We start from the raw sequence: 20,242 nt of genomic DNA, 5'->3' as shown, positions 1-20,242 counted from the left end.
CAAAAGGAAGGAGGAAAACCTTAATGGATACATCACATTTCTTTGTCACGGGCGACCCCATGATTTATGGTGCAGACGTTTCAATTGTGCTTGCAAGTCTGGCAGTTCTTTTGGTGCTAACGAAACTAAAAAGATGGGGCTGGCTCTGGCGTGAATGGATCACAACTGTCGACCATAAGAAGATCGGGATTATGTATTTGCTCGCATCGCTATTAATGCTGTTCCGCGGTGGGGTGGATGCTATTCTTATGCGCATACAATTAGCATTCCCTAACATGCATTTCTTAGAGTCAGAACACTATAACGAGATCTTTACGACACACGGTACGATCATGATTCTGTTCATGGCGATGCCTTTCATGTTCGCGCTGTTTAATATCGTAGTTCCGCTTCAAATCGGTGCGCGTGACGTTGCGTATCCGTTCCTTAATTCAATTAGTTTCTGGCTTTTCTTCATGGGCGCAATGCTCTTTAACATATCTTTTGTAATCGGTGGTTCTCCGAATGCAGGCTGGTTGAGCTATCCTCCGCTGTCTGAATTAGATTTCAGCCACGGACCTGGCGAAAACTTCTACATCTGGGGTGTTCAAATCTCAGGTATCGGTAGTTTGGCGACCGGTATTAACTTCATGGTGACCATCTTAAAAATGAGAGCACCAGGCATGAAGCTGATGAAGATGCCGCTGTTTACCTGGTCTGTACTTGCAACCTCTATTTTAATTATTTTCGCGTTCCCGGTATTAACCGTAACGCTTGCGCTTCTGTTTATTGACCGCTTCTTTGGGGCTCATTTCTTCACCATGCTGCATGGTGGTAATCCAATGATGTATATTAACTTGATTTGGATGTGGGGACACCCAGAGGTATATATCGTTATCCTTCCGGCTTTCGGTATTTTCTCCGAAATCGTAAGTACATTTGCTAAAAAGACGATTTTTGGTTATAAATCTATGGTATTTGCGATGTTGGTTATCAGTGTGATTGGTTATTTCACCTGGGTTCACCACTTCTTTACGATGGGTGCAGGGGCTGATGTAAATGCATTCTTTGCCATTTCTACGATGGCGATTGCAATTCCAACCGGGGTTAAGATATTTAACTGGTTGTTTACCCTGTATCGCGGGCGGATCAAGATTACACAGCCAATGTTGTGGACGATTGCCTTCGTGCCTTGCTTCGCAATCGGTGGTGCAACTGGCGTCATGCTTTCTGTTGCTCCTGCTGACTATCAGTATCACAACAGCTACTTCTTGATTGCTCACTTCCACCAGGTGCTAATCGGTGGTGTAGTATTCGGATATTTGGCGGGCCTTTACTACTGGTGGCCAAAAATGTTTGGTTTCAAACTCAATGAGACGCTCGGTAAATGGGCGTTCTGGTTATGGAATATTGGTTTCTACGTCTGCTTCATGCCACAGTATGCTCTAGGTTTCATGGGTATGACCCGTCGCGTTTATACTTATGGATGGGATATGGGCTGGGGCCCTCTGAACTTGGTATCTACCATTGGTGCCTTCTTAATGGGTATTGGATTCGTATTCCAGGGCTGGCAGATCATCTACAGCATCTTCAAAGGGGAACGCGTATCAAACGACCCATGGGATGCACGTACGCTTGAATGGTCTATTCCGTCACCAGCGCCAATGTATAACTTTGCTGTCATTCCACAGGTTGAAGGCGCAGATGATTGGTGGCTGAAGAAACAAAAGCAATTGCAGCAAAAAGGTACGAACAAGGAAAAGGCGCATTATGAACCGATTCATATGCCGAAGAATTCAGGAATACCTTTTGTCATGTCTGTATTCTGGTTTATCGCAGGATTTGGCTTTACATTTACCTGGACCTGGATGGGTATTATCGGACTAATCGGTGTAGCCGGTTGCCTAATCGCACGCTCTTTCCAATACGATACAGATTATTACATCCCTGTTGATGAAATCGAACGTACTGAAGCGGCATTTGTTGGGAAGGGGGCTGTATAATGGAACACGCTGTATCCCATCACGATCACCATGATCACCATGAGGAACACGATGCCTCACTAAAGATACTGGGCTTCTGGATCTTTCTCGTAACAGACTGTATCTTATTCGGAACTCTGTTTGCAACCTATGTGGTACTGCGTACACATACGGACGGCGGCCCTATCGGCAAAGAGCTGTTTGAGGTCCCCGGGTTTGTGGCAGAAACATTTATTCTATTAACAAGTAGTTTCACTAGTGGTTTGGCTACACTGGCTATGCATAAAGGCAATAAGAAGGCTCTTATAGGCTGGCTGGTTATTACCGCTATCCTTGGATTAGCTTTCGTTGGCTTAGAAGTTAGCGAATTTACCAAAATGGTTGGGGAAGGTGCAACGATCTCCCGCAGCGGATTTCTCTCCGCTTTCTTCGTTCTGGTTGGAACGCACGGATGCCACGTATCGCTTGGTTTAGTCTGGATGGTTGGACTTATCTTCCAGCTTAATAAACGCGGTATTACAGGTGTCACGAAACGGAAAATCACGATTATCAGCTTGTACTGGCACTTTCTTGATGCCGTCTGGATTTTCCTCTTTACTGTTGTATACCTGATGGGGGTGATGTAAGATGTCACAGCAAGAGAATCATGGTTCAACCAAAGCATATGTGATCGGGTTTATCCTGTCGATTATCTTAACGATTATCCCTATCATGCTGGTATTAAATCATGCAATGAGTGCTGTACCGCTCGTTGTGACGATTATCATCGCAGCGGTTCTACAATTCTTGGTTCAGTTAATTCTGTTCATGCATATCAGAGAAAGTGAAAAACCGGGTTGGAACGTGATGGCACTTATACTAGGCATGATCTTCGTTATCACAATTGTTGGCGGATCTGCTTGGATTATGACGTTTAACTCCCAGAGCTTCTAATGAAGAAAAAATACCTGCTCGGCGCAAGCCTGGCAGGTATTTTTTTGTTTTCGTTTAAGTAAGTTGGTAGAGACTTTGAAGCTCTAATTGAGGAGGCTGAGCTGATGTTGGAGGATGACTCGATAAAAGACAAGGTGAGGAAACAGTTTGCCAAGAATGCTGAGAAGTATGTCACAAGCGAATCTCATGCCAAAGGTAAGGATCTCTCGTTGTTGATTGAGTGGGCGAAGCCGCAGCCAGACTGGGTCGTACTGGATATTGCCACAGGAGGCGGACATACCGCCAGAACATTATCCCCCCATGCAGGGCACGTGTTTGCTACAGATATGACCCGGCAAATGCTTGCGAATACTGCCAGGCATTTGCGAAATGCACACCCGAATATTTGGTATGTGGTTTCAGATGCTGAACAACTACCCTTTTTGGATGATACGTTTGACCTGGCAACATGCCGCATTGCGGCCCACCATTTCCCCAATCCTGACCAATTCATCAGCGAAGTTTTTCGGACGCTGAAAGCCGGCGGAACCTTTATTTTAATTGACAATGTAGCACCAGGAGAAGCTCGATTAGCCGACTTTATGAATTCGATGGAAAAGCTGCGTGATGAAAGCCACGTCAGGTGTTTATCTATTAACGAATGGAGAGGTTTATTTGCTGCAGCCGGCTTGGAGGAGGCAAAAACACTTACGCGTAAAAAGACATACGATTATCCAACATGGGTGAATCGCACAACAGTTAACAGTGAACAAATTGCAAGGGTCACCAACTTTATCTTGCATGCCGATAAAGATATACAGGGTTATTTTTCAGTGGATATTCATAATGATGATGTTCGATCCCTCCAAGTGGATGAATGGATGGTTCTTTGTAGAAAGCCATGTCCGCCAACAGGTGGATAGACCGGAAAGGTTTTATTTACTATTATTAATAGGGTGGGGAGAAAGATTACAACCATATAGAAATATAATGTAGCATTCACATAGATAGATAAGAGGGAGAGATGTAAGAGGATGTCCACGATAAGTACGCCTGCTTCGACAGGTTTTTTTCGAAATCGCTTTGTGCAGATCATCATGGTTTCAGGAATATTCTTGCAGACTGGCATATGGGTGCGAAACTTTGCTATTTTGCTTTATGTCATGGAGAAGACTAACAACGACCCGTTTTCGGTTTCCCTTATTTCTGTAGCCGAGTTTGCCCCGATTTTTCTGTTTTCGATTATAGGCGGAACGTTTGCAGACAGGTGGCGTCCTAAGAGGACTATGGTCTGGTGTGATGGGCTCAGTGCGGTGTCCGTTTTTATCGTGCTGCTTGCCGTTACTTTCGGCTCATGGAAGGCCGTTTTTTTTGTTACCCTTGTTTCTGCCATTCTTTCGCAGTTTTCTCAGCCTTCCACAATGAAGCTGTTCAAAGTACATGTGTCTGAAGGCCAGATGCAGATGGGAATGGCGCTTTTCCAGGCACTTATGTCCATTTTTATGATCATCGGCCCACTGCTGGGCACGTTTGTGTATCAGAGATTTGGCATTCATTTTGCCATCGCTGTGATGGGGATCGCGTTTATGCTGTCCGCTGGGGTGCTCGTTTTCCTGCCGCCCGATGTAAGTGAGCAGAAAGAGAAGCAGGAGGGAAACTTCTGGCTGGAATTAAAAGACGGGTTCCGTTATGTCTGGTCAAAAAAGGTATTGAGGCTGCTTGGCGGCGGATTTATCGTAGCCGGTTTTGCTGTGGGCATTATTCAGCCACTTTCCATTTTTATTGTTACAGAGCGGCTTGGGCTGCCTAAAGAAAATGTACAATGGCTTATGATGGTGAACGGCGCAGCGATGCTGATAGGTGGCGGTGCCGTTATGGGACTATCAAAGAAAATTTCCCCGCAGAAGCTGCTCCCGGCGACAATGCTGGTAAGCGCTATTTCCATTACCGGCGTTGGCCTGTCTACCAGCGTCACGTTTACACTTGTGGTTCAGTTTATTAATGGGCTGTTCTTTCCCTGTATCCCAATTGGCATCAATACGCTTATCCTGCAATCGACCGAAGAATCTTTTGTAGGACGGGTAAATGGGGTACTTAATCCGCTGTTTATGGGTGCTATGGTTGTCACGATGAGTATGGCTGGTTGGCTTAAGTCACAGTTCTCGCTCGTCTCCATGTATGGAGCGGCTGGCGTGTTGTTTTTAATCGGGCTGTTTTTTATTCTGCCATTGATGGGCAGAAATGCTTCTGGACAGAAGCCGGTTGCAGTGGAAGGGGAATAATACGTTGCTATAATGGGAAGCAATGGGGAACAAAGTAAAACATCTCCGCGATGTTTTTGTCAATAAGTGAAGGTGAAATAGATGGGTATACAAATTAAACGCATATATGAACCGCCTACTCCTGAAGATGGCAGCAGGATCCTGATTGATCGAGTCTGGCCGCGGGGAATATCCAAAGAACAGGCTTGTATAGATTTATGGCTTAAGGAGGCTGCGCCAAGTCCGGAGTTGCGGAAGTGGTTTAATCACAAACCTGAAAGATTTGAAGCGTTTCGCAGCCGCTATGAAGAAGAGTTAGCGAGCGATCCGGTTTGCTGCGAGGCGGTAAAATGGCTGTATGAAGCAGCCGTAGATAGATATGTTACGCTGCTGTTCGCAGCGAAGGATACACAGCATAATCATGCAGTCGTACTCCGGGATTGGGTCGCCCGCAAGATTAACGCTCGCAATAAATAAAAAGGCAGCGAATGAAGGAAATAATGGCTAGACAATTTCCTTCACCGCTGCCTTTGTGCTATCTAAACATGAAAAACGGTCTTCAGCTAATTAAAATGCTGCTAATGAACAGCTACTTTTTCGACAGCGAACTGTGCTTGACTCCGTAGAGAAAATATACGAATAACCCCAGCACCAGCCAGACCGCGAAGCCGATCCAGGTAATAGAAGGAAGCTGCAATACAAGATAACCGCAGGATACAATTGCTAGCAAAGGGAGCAACGGCACAAGTGGTACCCGGAACGATCTTTTTAAATCTGGCCGCGTTTTGCGAAGGACGATAACGCCCGCCGATACGACGATGAATGCGGTAAATGTACCAATGTTGACCAGTTCAACCAGTCTGTCCAGCGGTAGAATACCCCCGAAGAATGCTGCGAGAATCCCGGTAACCCAGGTGCCTGTAGCCGGTGTTTTCGTTCTTGGGTTGACCCTGGAAAAAACTTTCGGAAGCAGGCCGTCCCGGCTCATTGAGTAGAAAAGACGCGTTTGTCCATAGAGCATCACGAATAAAACGGTTGTAATACCGATGATTGCACCCAGTGAAATGAAGCCGGCAACCCAATTCTGATGAATGAATTCAATCGCGAAAGAAACGGGATTTTTCACATTAAGCTGCTCGTAAGGCACTATACCAGTCAAAATTAAAGAGACAACAATGTACAGCAGAATGCAGACCGCTACAGAAGCGATGATGCCGACTGGCATGGTACGCTGCGGATTTCGCGCTTCTTCTGCCGCCGTGGCCACGGCATCAAATCCAATATAGGCAGCAAAAACAGTAGCTGCGCCGGTAGCCACTCCTGAAAAACCGAAGGGCATAAACGGTGACCAGTTAGCTGGTTTTACATATTGGACCCCTATAACAATAAAAAGAAGAATAATCAAAATTTTAAGGATAACCATAATAGAGTTTATCCGAGCTGATTCCTTTACTCCCCGCGTTAAAATAAAGGTTATTACCAGTGTAATCAGAATAGCAGGTAGATCAATAAGAGTTCCCTTGGCTGGGTTATAAGCGCTGGATATGGCTGTTGGCAGATGTATTCCGAACCCTGCGAGCAGGCCCTGTGCATAGCCGGACCAGCCGCTTGCAACCGTTGAGGAAGCAAGGCCATACTCCAGAATTAAATCCCATCCGAGAATCCATGCAATAAGTTCCCCAAACGTTGCATAACTGTACGTGTAGGCACTGCCCGATGCAGGCACCATGGAAGCAAATTCACAGTAGCAAAGCGCCGCAAAGATGCAGGCAAGCCCGGATAGGATGAACGAAATAATTAGAGCAGGTCCTGCATGTTCCGCAGCGACAACACCAGGCAGGACAAAAATACCCGTTCCGATGGTAGCTCCAATCCCAAGCATCGTGAGATCAAAAATACCCAGATTTTTTTTGAGTGATGATTTATCAGTGTCCGATTGGCCAACCAAATCGGTTATAGACTTTTTCCTAAACAAATCCATTTCCCAATTCTCTCCTTATCTTAATTTTCTCTCTTCTATTTCTTTATCTGTAACCTAATATCGGTTGAGTAATACTCTGAAGTTGATAAAGAAACGATTGTATTGCGTCTATTTTCTATATATTTAGTACATTGCGGGTCCCATCAAGAGAAAACAACGATAAAAATATTATAGTAAATTTGTTGATAAGTAAAGTATTTTTTTATTCAGTTTATTATCTTGCTGCTCCAGGGGAAAAACAATCGATTTTTAGGTTTTAAAAAAGAGAGAAACGGATAGAAATGGTATTTGATAATGTAATTCACCCAAGATGCAAACATAGAAAGGGGGTAAGTCAAGGAAATGCTGAAAGACAAAAAAAGATTTATAGCTGGGCTTGCATCTTTTGCCTTTCTGCTCATCTTTGCAACAGGATGTGGGACGAGGTATTCTGTGTTGAATCCGCAGGGACCGGTGGCATGGAGCGAATATAAATTAATTATCTGGTCTTTAGTGGTTATGTCGATCGCCGTGCTGGTCGTGTTAGTGCTGTATACGTACATAGTCGTACGCTATCGTGAAAAACCGGAAAATATGAATTATGAGCCTCCAGAGACAAAGTCAAGCAAAACGCTTGAAATTATATGGACGGCGGCACCAATTGTTATGGTTATGGCGCTGGCGATTCCAATGGCTAGGACAACGTTTTCATTGGAAAATCCGCCTCCCCATCCAGCGAACACTTCACCTATGACCATTTACGTCACATCTGCTGACTGGAAGTGGATATTTAAGTACCCCGGGCAGAATATTGAGACCGTAAACTATGTACATATTCCGGTCAATACACCCATAAAATTTGAGCTGACCTCGGCAACCTCGATGAACTCGTTCTGGGTGCCTACACTGGGCGGACAGGAATACAGTATGCCCGGCCAGCGCCTGCGGTTGTGGCTGCAAGCGGATAAGCCGGGCACATACGGCGGTCGAGGCGCTAATTTTACGGGCAGAGGTTTTGCGCATATGTTTTTTGATGTTGTGGCACAGCCGCCGGCAGATTTTGCGAGCTGGGTGCAGACTGTGAAAAATACCGCACCTAAGTTGACCGACGAGGGTTATCAGAAACTGTTGATCCCAGGCCTTGTACCGAAGATGACATTCTCTTCTATGGATCACCGGCCTTTGGAGCAGGAAGCTGTATTGTCACCGGCTCCGGGAGACCAGGGACAGTCTAACTCAAGCAGCAAGCAAAATATGCCGTACATGCCTAACATGTCGAATATGCCAAAGATGCACGATACAACCCATCATCCATAGGTTGTAGAAGAAAGGAGGAAAAAGCATGAGCACAGGTAAGTTTTTTGTTACAGGTGACCCCTTGATTTATGGGGCGGATGTATCGATTGTTCTCGTCACATTGGGAATTCTGTTCGTTCTCACTTATTTCAAGAAGTGGGGATGGCTTTGGAGAGAGTGGCTGACAACGGTTGACCACAAAAGAATTGGCGTGATGTATATGATTGCCGCTATCATTATGTTTTTCCGCGGTGGCTCAGATGCCGTGCTGATGCGCCTCCAGCTTGCTGCACCGAATATGAAACTTTTGAATGCAGAGCATTATGATCAGATTTTTTCCACCCACGGAACCGTTATGATTCTGTTCATGGCGATGCCGTTTGTAATCGGTTTAATGAACATAGGTATGCCCTTGCAGATTGGGGCGAGGGATGTTGCCTTTCCGGTGTTAAACGCGCTTAGTTTCTGGCTTTTCTTTATGGGGGCAATGCTACTTAACATTTCATTTGTTATTGGCGGATCTCCAGATACTGGCTGGACGAGCTATGCCCCTCTTGCGGAAGCTCTCTATTCGCCGGGTGTTGGTGAACACTATTATCTCCTTTCTCTGCAAATATCCGGGATCGGAACGCTCGCGAGCGGCATTAACTTCCTCGTGACCATCATAAAAATGCGGGCGCCTGGTATGACGTTGATGAGAATGCCCATGTTTTCGTGGTCGGTGCTGATTACGTCAGTTATTATCATTTATGCTTTTCCGGTGCTAACAGTGGCGCTTGCGATGCTGTCCTTTGACCGTCTGTTTGGCGCCCACTTTTTTACGGTGCAGGGCGGGGGTATGCCCATGATGTGGGCAAACCTATTCTGGATCTGGGGGCACCCGGAAGTATACATTGTCGCTTTACCTGCCTTTGGTGTTTTCTCAGATGTCGTATCTACATTCTCAAGGAGAACACTATTTGGTTATTCGGCGATGGTTGTCTCGATGGTAGCAATCGCTGTGCTAAGCTTTATCGTCTGGCTGCACCACTTCTTTACGATGGGTGCGGGGCCTGCTGTTAATGCGTTCTTTGGGATATCTACGATGGCCATTGCGATACCTACTGGTGTTAAGTTGTTTAACTGGCTGTTAACGATGTATAAAGGTCGGATAAAACTAACCGTCGCGATGCTCTGGGTGCTGGCCTTTATTCCAACTTTTGCGATCGGTGGACTGACCGGTGTCATGCTTGCGATGGCACCCGCCGACTATCAGTATCACAACAGCTATTTTCTCATTGCCCATTTCCATAATGTGCTTATTTCAGCGACCGTATTTGCGGCATTTGCAGGTATGCATTACTGGTGGCCTAAACTATTCGGATTTAAGCTGAATGAAAGAATTGGCAGATGGTACTTTTGGTTTTTTAGTATCGGATACATTATTACATTTGCGCCGCAGTATGTGCTTGGGTTGCTGGGTATGACCCGGCGCGTCTACACCTATCCGCCGATACCGGGATGGACGTCTTTGAACATGCTTTCAACGTTCGGGACCATTCTGCAGAGCATTGGCTTCATTCTGATGGTGTATATGTTCTATTGGAGTGTGAGATATGAACCGCGCACCTTTGAACCGGATCCGTGGGATGGGCGTACGCTTGAGTGGTTAATACCCTCTCCTGCTCCGCATTACAATTTTTCGCGTCTGCCTGAAATCAAAGAAGTGGATGTTTTCTGGCATATGAAAAAGCGCGGCCAAGTGGAAGCTCAAGGTCCAATCCAACCGATTCATATGCCCAGCAGCTCAGGACGTCCATTTATTATGTCCATCTTCTTCTTTATTGCCGGTTTTGGCCTGGTATTCATGTGGTGGTGGATGGCGTTTTTAGGCTTGGCAGGCATCTTGCTATTCATGGTGCTGCGTGCCTTTGAATACGACGATGGGTACTATGTAAGCGTTGATGAGATTAAGCGCACTGAGAATATTACAGAGGGGGTGTAACAAGTGGCCAATTCTGAAACAACTTCGATTCATCATCATGAACCGGCACAGGCAAAAGGGGTGCCGCTGGAGTACTCGACAGAGGAAGGAAGGCTGACGATCCTTGGCTTCTGGGTGTTTCTCGGCGCCGAGCTGGCCCTGTTTTCTACGCTCTTTGCAACCTACCTTACCCTTCATGCAAGCACGGCAGGAGGGCCGACATCTCGCGAATTGTTTGAGGTAATGCCATTTGCCATTGAGACCCTTCTTTTGCTGGTCAGCAGTTTTACAAGCGGCCTCGCCGTACACGAAATGCGCGCGGGCCGTGTGAAAGGGCTAATTGTCCTGCTCGTGATCACGCTTCTTCTGGGCGCAGGTTTTGTGGGCATGGAGCTCAATGAGTTTATCACTTATGTAAGCAGAGGGGCGACCTTAAGCAGAAGCGCCTTTTTATCGAGCTTCTTCCTGCTTGTTGGCACCCATGGAGCACACGTGACACTAGGGATTTTCTGGATGATTACAGTCGTAATACAGTTGGTTCAGCGGGGGCTCACACCGCGGACAACAAGAAAGGCCTTCATCGTAAGTATATACTGGCATTTCCTCGATGTTGTGTGGGTGTTTATCTTTACCGCCGTATACTTGACAGGAAAGGTGACATAAACAATGGAAGCTCAGCAAAGTACACAGAGCGGGAATCAGAGCCATAAAGGATTTCCTTGGGAGTATGTAATCGGATTCATTCTTTCTCTTGTCCTCACTGCTATCGCATTCTGGCTGGTATTGAGTTCGCCTCTTCCGGTGAATATATCGCTTACCATAAGCGTATTTCTGGGTATTATTCAGGTGTTTATTCAACTTTTGCTTTTTATGCATCTGAATGAAGGCAATTCTGCCTGGGTTAAGAAGACAGCCATCTATTTCGGTCTGTTTATTGCATTCACCGTGGTTGCCGGGTCACTATGGATTATGGAAGTGGCCATGGATCAGCGATTTTAAGCAGCAGCAAGCCTGTAAGAAATGAAAGCCCGCAAAGTGCACCCGCTGTATAAAGGGGAGGACATACTGCGGGCTTTCGTTGGTTATCGGCCGTGAGACATCTATGAGGGGAAAGGATAGAGCGGTATGCCCGCGATGTTTTTCTTATTTTTGTACCATCATTTAACGATAATCATTTCAGCTACTTCTCTAAGAAATGGATTAAAGAAACCGGCAGTCTTCATCATTGTCTTTCCTACTGGAATGATGAAACTTCTTCGTCCTGCTTCGCTCTGTGCAATCTGGATTATTTCTCTGCCCGTTATAACTCCGGCGCCTGGAATGTTCCAGCTCTGCCCATAGCAGGATTCCTTGAGAGCAAGGTTTGCCAGCTTAATCACTCCTTCTTATTAATTGTCCATCGGTCAATAATTGAGAAAAAAATTAAGTAAGGCTGCTTAATAATAATATAACATGGGATTTAGCAAGTTGAGAGAATCATACAAGCAACTACCGAGTAGGATTGACACTCCATGACGTGTCTTTCTGGTTGTCTAATGCTAAAATAAACGTACAGCATACATCTGCATGGAAATGGAGTGATAAGATGAGCAGCGAAAAAGAGCCGCATTTTGAGAAGGCAACCTTTGCAGGAGGCTGCTTCTGGTGCATGGTCTCTCCGTTTGAAGAAATGCCGGGCATTCAGCGCGTTGTCTCCGGGTATACAGGCGGACATAAAGAGAATCCGACTTATGAAGAAGTATGCTCGGATACAACAGGGCATTATGAAGCCGTACAGATTACATTTGACCCTGAGGTTTTCCCGTATGAGAAGCTACTGAGCATCTTCTGGCAGCAGATCGATCCTACTGACCCGGGCGGGCAATTCCATGATAGGGGTTCTTCGTATAGAACCGCGATCTTCTATCATACGGATGAACAGAAACGCAGAGCTGAAATCTCTAAAAAAGAGCTGGCGGAAAGCGGCCGGTTTAGTAAACCGATAGCGACCGAAATCCTGCCCGCGTCTGCGTTCTATCCGGCAGAGGAATACCATCAGAATTACCATAAGAAAAATGAACTTCACTACAAACTTTACCGCAAGGGATCCGGGCGCGAAGACTTTATTAAGGAGAACTGGAGTATGAAAAAGGACAAAGAAGAGCTGAAAAAGAGGTTGACGCCCCTGCAATATGAGGTTACACAAAACAATGGGACGGAACCGCCTTTCCAGAACGAATTCTGGGATAACCACCGCGAAGGGCTTTATGTCGATATCGTATCCGGTGAGCCGCTCTTCAGTTCCCTTGATAAGTTTGACTCCGCATGCGGCTGGCCTAGTTTTACGAAACCTCTTCATGAAGAAAATGTGAAGGAAAAGTCGGATTTCAGCCACTTCATGGTTCGCACAGAGGTAAGAAGCAGGGAAGCAGATTCCCACCTGGGGCACGTTTTTAATGATGGACCGGGTCCAACCGGCCTTCGTTACTGCATCAATTCCGCCGCTACACGCTTTGTACCAAAGGAAGATCTCGAAAAAGAGGGCTACGGCCAATATAAAAAGCTTTTTGAATAAGGATATAGAAAAAAACGACCGCGCTGGCTGTGAAAAGCCGCACGGTCGTTTTTCTCATTTCAAGACAGCTTGCTTGATTTGTACAATATTTTTATCGCCGCGGGATACGCGGGAACCCGGTTCCACAACGACTTCTTCACCTTGTGCCAGGTTTGTGAAAATAACCGGTGTAATGGTAGAAGGGACTTTCGCTTTTACTTTATCCAGGTCAACGCGCAACAGCGGCTGGCCTGCTTTTACTTTATCACCCTGTTGAACAAGCGCCTCAAATCCTTCACCTTGCAGGTTAACCGTGTCGATACCGAAGTGAACCAGTATTTCACGGCCGCCATCAGACACAATGCCGAGTGCGTGTTTGGTCGGGAAGAACGTTGTAACTGTACCGTCTACCGGTGAAACCACTTCACCATTAGCAGGCTCGATGGCAAACCCGTCACCCATCATTTTTTGCGAGAATACCTGGTCAGGAACATCTGCCAGAGATATGATTTTTCCGTCCAGCGGAGATACGATCGCCTCGTTTTTAGCTTCATCCGCTTTAGCAAGTGTGTCCGGTGTAACGGCTAGCTTAACAACAGGTGTGGCATCAACGGTATCAACCGGAACTTTTCCTGCGATTACATCTTTAATTTGTTCTTTTAATTGATCGGATTTCGGTCCGAAAATGGCCTGGATGCTGTTTCCGACTTCGAGTACGCCGGCAGCTCCCAACTGTTTGAGTTTATCTTTATCGACCTGTTTTGGATCTTTTACAGCAACGCGAAGGCGCGTAATACATGCATCAAGGTTGCTGATGTTTTCTTTTCCGCCAAGTCCGGCTAACACACCAACTGCAAGAGCGCCTGCATTTGTATTGCCGCTGCCCTGAACAACTGCATCATCATCTTCACGTCCGGGTGTCTTCAGGTTCCATTTGCGGATTACAAAACGGAAACCAAAGTAATAGATGACCGCAAACACTAAACCGACAGGGATTACAAGCCACCACTGCGTTCTATTAGGCAGGATACCAAACAGAATGTAGTCTATCACACCGCCAGAGAATGTCATACCGATTTTAACATTGAGAATCTGCATGATCATGAAGGACAGACCTGCAAAAACGGCGTGAACTGCAAACAGAAGCGGTGCTACGAATAAGAATGAGAACTCAATTGGTTCTGTAATACCTGTTAAGAAAGAAGTTAACGCAGCAGAACCAAGGATACCGGCAACAAGCGCCTTTTTCTCTGGTTTTGCTTCATGGTACATGGCAAGTGCTGCGGCTGGAAGGCCAAACATCATGAATGGGAACTTACCAACCATGAATGTCCCTGCCGTTAATTTGACGCCGTCTTTAACCTGGTTAAAGAAGATCGCCTGATCGCCATGTACAACTTGTCCGGCTTTGTTTGTATAAGAACCAAATTCAAACCAGAACGGTGCATACCAGATATGGTGCAGGCCGAACGGGATCAGTGAACGTTCAATTAAGCCAAAGATGAAGGCTGCAAGTGTTGGGTTTGCATCGATCATGTTATGGGAGAACGAATCCAATCCGTATTGAATCGGAGGCCAGATAATCGTCATGATAATACCGAGAACAAGAGCTGAAACGGCTGTAATAATTGGTACGAAACGTTTCCCGGCAAAGAAGCCCAGGAATTGCGGAAGTTCAATGTTGTAGAATTTCTTGTACAGGTAAGCGGCAAGAATACCGACAATAATACCGCCGAATACGCCTGTCTGCAGAGTATTGATGCCAAGTACATTCGCATACGCCTGGCCGTGGGCGACCATGTCCGGTGTAACATTCATGATGATGCCCATTGTCGTATTCATAATTAGGAAGCCGATAATCGCAGCAATGGCTGCAACGCCTTCACCGCCGGCTAACCCAACAGCTACCCCTGTGGCAAACAGTATGGCAAGATTTGAGAATATGATACCGCCCGACTGCTCCATTACCTTGGCAACCATTTGAACACCATGGCTGTTCAGGAATGTAAGCCTTTGCAAGAGAGCGGGATTTTGAAGCGCGTTACCGAAGGCAAGAAGAATACCAGCTGCCGGCAGAATCGCGACGGGAAGCATTAGCGCTTTACCAACCTGTTGGAGAACGCCAAAGATCTTCTTAAACATTTGATTTCCCCCTTTGTTTCCTAACTATTTACACAAACCAGCCGATGGTGAAACGCAAAAAGGCATGAGCTAGAAGGAATTATAGCGAAACCCCTAATGATAAGGATTCCATTCTAATTTCCCTTCGCTCATGCCTGATCGTATCAGTAACACGGAAGGCCGTGTAAATATTCTATTAAAATGTGCGATGCTGAATCTATACTAGGATTATTAATATAATGGCTGTATGTAATTCATCATCCTGTGAAATCAATATAGCACACGTGAAATGTAAGCGCAACACATTTTTTATGAACCTGTGTGCACCCAGCAATTGCGGGTAAAAGTTTGACAGGCAGCAGAGGAGAATTCAATCGTTCACACTCTCTACAGAAGCGAATAGATTAGTAATAGGCGAAATCATCAAGTGAAAGAAAGCGGTCCCCTTTTTCAATCCAAAAAAAGGAGGGTGACACCGTGATTACGTTACAGGGACATTCCCTTACGCTGAAGGAAGCCGAGGCGGTTATATGGGATAACGAGCTTGTGGAGGCTTCACCGGAGAGCCTGGAGCGGGTGCATGCCAGCCGTCGGGCGGTTGAAAAGATTGTAGCGGAAAACCGGGTGGTATATGGAATTAACACGGGATTTGGAAAATTAAGCGATGTGCGGATTGAACAAAAAGATGTGGAGAGGCTGCAGCTTAACCTGATACGCAGCCATGCATGCGGGGTGGGCGATCCGTTACCGGAGGTTGTGTCCCGCGCTATGCTGCTCCTGCGGGCGAACGCGCTGCTTAAGGGTTATTCCGGGGTACGAAGAGATGTCATAGACATCCTGATCGCGTTGCTAAATAGGCGCATACACCCTATGGTGCCGGAGCAGGGATCGCTTGGTGCAAGCGGAGATTTGGCACCGCTCTCACACCTATCGCTCGCGCTCATCGGGGAAGGCCATGTGTTTTACCAGGGAAAAGTAGTATCGTCTCTCCATTCTTTACAAGCTGAAGGGATAAAGCCGCTTGTACTGTCCGCCAAAGAAGGGCTGGCGCTTATTAACGGAACACAGGCCATGACTGCAATCGGGGTAGTGGCCTACCTGGAAGCTGAACAACTGGCGAGGCAGTCCGAATTGATCGCGTCGATGACGATCGAGGGGCTGCGCGGGATTAGGGACGCATTTGCGGAAGAAGTGCATATCGCCAGAGGATATCCGGAGCAGGCTGCAGTAGCTGCGAGAATGCGGCAATACATGGCAGACAGCCAGCTTGTTACAGCGCAGTGCGAGATCAGGGTACAGGATGCCTATTCGCTCCGCTGCATCCCGCAGGTGCATGGCGCTTCCTGGCAGGCACTTAACTACGTGAGAGAAAAACTGGAAATAGAAATCAATGCGGCTACCGACAATCCGCTGATTTTTGATAACGGGGAAAAGGTCATCTCAGGTGGCAATTTTCACGGCCAGCCGATCGCATTGGCTATGGATTTTCTGGCTATTGCCATGGCGGAATTCGCCAGCATCTCTGAGCGACGCATCGAAAGGCTCGTGAATCCGCAGCTAAATGACCTGCCGCCCTTCTTAAGCCCGCAGCCTGGGCTGCAATCCGGTGCGATGATCCTCCAGTATTCTGCCGCTTCCCTTGTCTCGGAAAATAAAACACTGGCGCACCCGGCAAGTGTGGATTCCATCCCGTCATCGGGCAACCAGGAAGACCATGTCAGCATGGGCACGATTGGTGCCCGGCATGCTTACCAGGTAATCCAGAACTGCCGGCGTGTGCTGGCGATCGAATTAATTTGTGCCATGCAGGCGGTCGAGTATCGGAAGATCGAAAAAATGGGGCGTGCCACCCGCAATCTTTATACGCTAGGGAGAAAAGTTTCGCTGCCGCTCACGCAGGACCGGGTCTTCGCCAACGATATTGCGGCGGTTGAGAAGTTCCTGAAAGCAACGCCAGTGGAAAGGCTTGCGGGGCAATAAATTGCGGGCCGATTGCCTGACAAAAAAGGCCGTGCTTTAGGAGCTCACAGTCGGCTCCAGCACGGTCAATGTGGCATTATCAGCATTTAAATTAACGGTTGCGCCTATGGGCATCGCGGCTTTAAAACGCCCGTGGGCGGTTGCGACGTTTGTCAACAGCGGCTTGCCAAGCGGTACAACAAACGAGTCGATCAACTGGTTATAGGTCACACCGTACGCGGCTTCGCATCCCGTACACTCACCCATAATGATACCCAGGCACTCATCAAATTTGCCCGCAGTCTTAAGCTGAAGCAGATAGCGGTATACGGTGTTAATCGGAGCATGCGTTTCCTCTATAAGAAGAATTCTGCCCGTTGTATCGATTTCATAAGGCGTTCCCAGTGACCCGACGAATGAAGTCAGGTTTCCGCCCACAAGAGGACCGATCACATTCCCCGGAACACGGCTTACCATTGCCCTTCCCGGCGGGTTCTGAATTTGCCTGGGAGAAGCCGTAGAGGTGACGGCAGTAAAGAACTGGCTGAAGTTATATTCCGGTGTATCGGGTCGAAAATCAATCAGCAGAAGGCTCTGGAACGTTATCAGTCCTGTAAACAGATTTAAAACATTGAGCAAAATCGTATCGTCGCTGTATCCGGTTATAATCTTAGGGTTGTTCCTTATGACCCCATAATCAAGAAAGGGAAGAATACCTTGTACCCCAACGCCGCCCCTAGTAGGTAAAATCATTTTTACTGCCTTGTTTTCAAACATACTCATTAAATCAGAAGCTCGCTGTTCGGGAGTACCGGCAAGAAAACCGGTGGCTTCGTATACGTATTTTCCAAGCACCACATTAAAGCCCATGCTCTTTACCGTAGCAATCCGCGCGTTTATTGTTTCCGCCGCGAGCGGGCTCCCAGGCGTAACGATCCCTATCGTATCTCCCTTGCGCAGCAGAGGCGGAGCTGTTGCCATCTTACCAATCCCCCCTACAATACTTTTAGTTATAGATATAGGAGCAAGGGGAGCAATATGCCTTATTCTACACGCGGTTTATCCGGCATGCAGGTCGGCTTCTCTACTTCGGATACCTCAGAAAGTTTTGTTAGATAATAGCACTCCTCCCGCGCCATGTGGTCAGGCATCAGCGGATTCAATACGCCGAGAAGCTGATCGGTAAGCTTCATCTCCTCAAGTTCGTTTAGGAATTCAAGGAATACGATCATTTCCAGCTCTGCCTGGCGGTTCAGGCGGGACAGTGCCGGAAATCTATCAATGTTCGTGCGCAGATAACCTGCGAACTCAACAGCCTTCTCAAATAGATGCTCGAAGTTCCTTATGAATTTGTTGCTTTTCTCCTTTATATCGTTTTCCACTATATCGACGGAGCATGTAATGGTCGAAGCATGGCCTACTGCGTCTAGCAGCCACAGCAGATGATGATACACAGGATTGCAGGCGGGCGGCGTCTGACCGTTAAGAAGAAAGGACAGAATTCGGATATACTCATCCAGCTCGTTAACCATATGATTCATAAAAGTGGGCGGAAGCTGTATGTCGATTTTGCCAATGAGGTGCCGACTTAAGAGGTGCAGTTTAAATGCCCGCAGCTGGCAGGCTTGTGCATACGCCTGCCGGGTGAGCAGATCCAGGGCCTGATCGTCAGCAGGCAGCTGGCGGGCTGCTGACAGCAGGTTATCAAATATCTGGATAAAGTAGGCTGCCTTTGCGATTTCTTGCTGTTCTTTAACAGCCAATGTCAGTTGGATAAAGCGGGCGTGATCGCCCAGTATTTGCAGCCAGAAACGATGCTCAAATAGCGCGGTATCCTGGTAATCTGTCATAGTAATCCCTCCCTCACCTACTATATGTGCATTCGCCTACAAAGGTTCATTCTGCGATAATAATAGAAAGATAGGATTGGAATAAGACAAGCAGAAGGAGCCCCGATGCATCATGGAATATTTGAATAAGCAGCTGGCGCACGAGATTGTTGAGCGTACCGCGAACATAATTGACCGGAATATTAATGTAATGGACCAGCGGGGGGTCATCATGGGATCGAGTGATCCGGAGAGGATTGGACAGATTCACAAAGGCGCGCTTCTTGTAATCGAAAGTGAAGAGAAGGTAGAAATAAACAAGGAAGAAGCCCGGCTCCTTAAGATTCGGCCGGGAATTAACCTGCCGATAACCGTAAACGGAAAAATCGCTGGCGTAATCGGTATAACCGGCATTCCGAATGAGGTCAGAAATTATGCCGAATTAGTAAAAATGGCTGCGGAGATGATCCTTACACAATCCTTTCTAATGGATCAGCTTCAATGGGACAAGCGTTTAAAAGAGGAAGTTATTAATCAGATCATTCATGGAGAGGCGCAGGCGGATCCGTTGTTTATTGATCGTGCGAGAAGGCTCGGAATCAACCTGGAAATTCCCCGTATAGCCATTCTTATTGACATCCGTTCGGAAGATATAAGCCCGGAAAACATGAGCCTTTCCCGGCAGAAGGCTGTCTCTCTTATAGAGAACAGCATGGATCTGGACGATCTGCTGGCAACCACCCCTTTGATGGACATTGTGCTTCTCAAGCGAGTCATGCATAAAGAACAGGGCAGGGAAATGGATCATGCTATCCATTTTGCAAAACGGCTCGCACAGAAGTTGGATAGTATACCCGGGGTTTCGTGCAAGATTTCGATTGGCGATTATCATGGAGGACTTGAGGGAATAGCAAAATCCTATCACCTTGCAAGAAGAACCATGGATGCTGGAAGAGTCGTGCAGCCGCAGACTGCGCTTTACCTGCATCATGAATTGGCCCTTCCTGTGCTGTTATCCCGGTTGGCTGGCATGGACGAGCATGGCATTCTGCGATCCCCGTATCAAAGGCTGATCGACAATGATCGGAAAGGGGATCTGACCGCAACCTTTCAAGCATTCATTGCGTCCAATGGCGATGTTAATCTGACGGCTGAACGGCTTTTTATTCACAGAAACACGCTTCGTTACCGATTGGGTGTAATCAAAGAGATAACAGGAAAGGACCTGAAAAACTTAAAAGATTTGTTTGAGCTGTACATTTCGATGCTGCTCTACCGTCTGGATAGGTGAGCTGCCTGGATATTTTTCTTGGTCATTTGCACAAATGAGCAGTTAAATTCCAGGTTAATATTTAGCAGGATAAACAATGAAAAACAAAAAGATAGCGTTTACAATGAGGGGGTAGGAGAAAAGTAGAAGCCTTATAATCATTTGGAAAGGGATGAA

General features: G+C 46.8%; 18 protein-coding genes. 13 read left to right on the top strand and 5 right to left on the bottom strand.

Going from position 1 to position 20,242, the window contains the following annotated elements:
* Nucleotides 1-23: 23 nt before the first annotated feature.
* The 6 genes from PP175_RS24805 (at nt 24) to PP175_RS24780 (ending at nt 5,611) form a co-directional block, all read left to right on the top strand.
* Nucleotides 24-1,982 (top strand): cbb3-type cytochrome c oxidase subunit I, encoded by a 1,959-nt coding sequence (locus tag PP175_RS24805; protein ID WP_272440850.1) that lies wholly within the window; start codon nt 24-26, stop codon nt 1,980-1,982.
* Nucleotides 1,982-2,587 (top strand): cytochrome o ubiquinol oxidase subunit III, encoded by a 606-nt coding sequence (gene cyoC / locus PP175_RS24800; RefSeq protein ID WP_272440849.1) that lies wholly within the window; start codon nt 1,982-1,984, stop codon nt 2,585-2,587. The genes PP175_RS24805 and cyoC overlap by 1 nt, the downstream gene beginning before the upstream one ends.
* A 1-nt stretch (nt 2,588) precedes the next feature.
* Nucleotides 2,589-2,894: a cytochrome o ubiquinol oxidase subunit IV gene (cyoD, locus tag PP175_RS24795; RefSeq protein ID WP_272440848.1), complete on the top strand. Its 306-nt coding sequence runs from the start codon at nt 2,589-2,591 to the stop codon at nt 2,892-2,894.
* 104 nt (nt 2,895-2,998) lie between these two features.
* Entirely contained in the window at nt 2,999-3,796 is a 798-nt protein-coding gene (locus PP175_RS24790) for a class I SAM-dependent methyltransferase (RefSeq protein ID WP_272440847.1), read from the top strand.
* Nucleotides 3,797-3,907: 111 nt separating this feature from the next.
* Nucleotides 3,908-5,155: an MFS transporter gene (locus PP175_RS24785; RefSeq protein ID WP_272440846.1), complete on the top strand. Its 1,248-nt coding sequence runs from the start codon at nt 3,908-3,910 to the stop codon at nt 5,153-5,155.
* A gap of 81 nt (nt 5,156-5,236) precedes the next feature.
* Entirely contained in the window at nt 5,237-5,611 is a 375-nt protein-coding gene (locus PP175_RS24780) for a DUF488 domain-containing protein (protein WP_272440845.1), read from the top strand.
* A 112-nt stretch (nt 5,612-5,723) separates the two neighbouring features.
* Here the strand turns inward: PP175_RS24780 and PP175_RS24775 are convergent, their stop codons facing one another.
* On the bottom strand, nt 5,724-7,115 hold the full coding sequence (locus PP175_RS24775; protein ID WP_272440844.1) for a branched-chain amino acid transporter BcaP: 1,392 nt from the start codon (nt 7,113-7,115) through the stop codon (nt 5,724-5,726).
* Between the two features lie 342 nt (nt 7,116-7,457).
* Here PP175_RS24775 and qoxA point away from each other — a divergent pair, with 342 nt between their 5' ends.
* The 4 genes from qoxA to qoxD are packed head-to-tail and all read left to right on the top strand — an operon-like array spanning nt 7,458 to nt 11,352.
* Nucleotides 7,458-8,411 (top strand): cytochrome aa3 quinol oxidase subunit II, encoded by a 954-nt coding sequence (gene qoxA, locus PP175_RS24770; RefSeq protein WP_272440843.1) that lies wholly within the window; start codon nt 7,458-7,460, stop codon nt 8,409-8,411.
* 25 nt (nt 8,412-8,436) lie between these two features.
* Entirely contained in the window at nt 8,437-10,374 is a 1,938-nt protein-coding gene (gene qoxB, locus PP175_RS24765; RefSeq protein WP_272440842.1) for a cytochrome aa3 quinol oxidase subunit I, read from the top strand.
* A gap of 27 nt (nt 10,375-10,401) precedes the next feature.
* Entirely contained in the window at nt 10,402-11,016 is a 615-nt protein-coding gene (gene qoxC / locus PP175_RS24760) for a cytochrome aa3 quinol oxidase subunit III (RefSeq protein WP_272443368.1), read from the top strand.
* 3 nt (nt 11,017-11,019) lie between these two features.
* Nucleotides 11,020-11,352: a cytochrome aa3 quinol oxidase subunit IV gene (qoxD, locus tag PP175_RS24755; RefSeq protein WP_272440841.1), complete on the top strand. Its 333-nt coding sequence runs from the start codon at nt 11,020-11,022 to the stop codon at nt 11,350-11,352.
* 158 nt (nt 11,353-11,510) lie between these two features.
* Here qoxD and PP175_RS24750 read toward each other — a convergent pair whose 3' ends face one another.
* Nucleotides 11,511-11,732, bottom strand: a complete 222-nt coding sequence (locus tag PP175_RS24750) for a Rossmann-fold NAD(P)-binding domain-containing protein (RefSeq protein ID WP_272440840.1) — start codon at nt 11,730-11,732, stop codon at nt 11,511-11,513.
* Between the two features lie 206 nt (nt 11,733-11,938).
* Here PP175_RS24750 and msrB point away from each other — a divergent pair, with 206 nt between their 5' ends.
* Nucleotides 11,939-12,907 (top strand): peptide-methionine (R)-S-oxide reductase MsrB, encoded by a 969-nt coding sequence (gene msrB, locus PP175_RS24745; RefSeq protein WP_272440839.1) that lies wholly within the window; start codon nt 11,939-11,941, stop codon nt 12,905-12,907.
* 54 nt (nt 12,908-12,961) lie between these two features.
* On the opposite strand, the gene ptsG is transcribed toward msrB, so the two are convergent.
* The gene (gene ptsG / locus PP175_RS24740) at nt 12,962-15,028 is read right to left on the bottom strand and encodes a glucose-specific PTS transporter subunit IIBC (protein ID WP_272440838.1); all 2,067 of its coding nucleotides are present in this window, start codon (nt 15,026-15,028) and stop codon (nt 12,962-12,964) included.
* Between the two features lie 456 nt (nt 15,029-15,484).
* Between ptsG and hutH the strand changes: the two genes are divergently transcribed.
* A complete protein-coding gene (hutH, locus tag PP175_RS24735; RefSeq protein ID WP_272440837.1) occupies nt 15,485-16,987 on the top strand; it encodes a histidine ammonia-lyase in 1,503 nt (500 codons plus the stop codon).
* Nucleotides 16,988-17,023: 36 nt separating this feature from the next.
* On the opposite strand, the gene PP175_RS24730 is transcribed toward hutH, so the two are convergent.
* Together PP175_RS24730 and PP175_RS24725 are read right to left on the bottom strand one after the other, a co-directional pair.
* Entirely contained in the window at nt 17,024-17,947 is a 924-nt protein-coding gene (locus PP175_RS24730; RefSeq protein ID WP_272440836.1) for a S66 peptidase family protein, read from the bottom strand.
* A gap of 62 nt (nt 17,948-18,009) precedes the next feature.
* Nucleotides 18,010-18,816, bottom strand: coding sequence for a DUF2935 domain-containing protein (locus tag PP175_RS24725; protein ID WP_272440835.1), 807 nt, complete (start codon nt 18,814-18,816; stop codon nt 18,010-18,012).
* A gap of 112 nt (nt 18,817-18,928) precedes the next feature.
* On the opposite strand from PP175_RS24725, the gene PP175_RS24720 reads away from it, so the two are divergent.
* Nucleotides 18,929-20,086, top strand: a complete 1,158-nt coding sequence (locus tag PP175_RS24720; RefSeq protein ID WP_272440834.1) for a sugar diacid recognition domain-containing protein — start codon at nt 18,929-18,931, stop codon at nt 20,084-20,086.
* The last annotated feature ends 156 nt before the right edge of the window (nt 20,087-20,242 follow it).

It is taken from the genome of Aneurinibacillus sp. Ricciae_BoGa-3 (genome assembly GCF_028421645.1).
Taxonomy (GTDB): domain Bacteria; phylum Bacillota; class Bacilli; order Aneurinibacillales; family Aneurinibacillaceae; genus Aneurinibacillus_B.
The sequence above is the reverse complement of the archived record's forward strand: the minus strand, read 5'-3'. Positions and strand labels throughout refer to the sequence as shown.